Source organism: Acidisoma sp. S159, from assembly GCF_009766125.1.
In the GTDB taxonomy this organism is placed as follows: domain Bacteria; phylum Pseudomonadota; class Alphaproteobacteria; order Acetobacterales; family Acetobacteraceae; genus Acidisoma.
Genome location: NZ_LMUG01000100.1, coordinates 1 through 373, shown reverse-complemented (window position 1 = coordinate 373; position 373 = coordinate 1). Strand labels below are relative to the sequence as shown.

The following is a 373-nucleotide window of genomic DNA, read 5'->3' as shown; positions in this document are numbered from 1 at the left end:
CGAGACGAGCAATGGCTTGGCCGGATCGCCGAAGTTCAGGCCGACGGCCTCCTCGACCCGCGCCAGGGCGCTGCGTACTTGGGCGTCGAGATCATCCGGGTATTTGCGGCCATTGTCGTAGAAGGCCGTGCAAAGATCAGTGGTAATGGTGAAACCGGGCGGCACCGGCAGGCCGATCCCGGCCATCTCCGCGAGGTTCGCCCCCTTGCCGCCGAGCAGGTTGCGCATTTCGGCGCGGCCCTCGTTATGGCCGGCCCCGAAGTTATAGACCCACTTGGTCACCACATCAGCCATCACACGGCTCCCGTGGTTTCCAGTTGCAGGAAGCGGCTAGCATCGGCCACTGCTGCCAGGCCTTGGTCCTCAGCCACTG

General features: G+C 64.6%; 1 protein-coding gene. It reads right to left on the bottom strand.

The genetic code is table 11. The annotated features are described in order from the left end of the window. The coding region (locus GSQ92_RS29175; RefSeq protein WP_305782238.1) for a PEP/pyruvate-binding domain-containing protein at nucleotides 1–282 on the bottom strand (282 nt) is incomplete at its 3' end. Nucleotides 283–373: the final 91 nt, after the last annotated feature.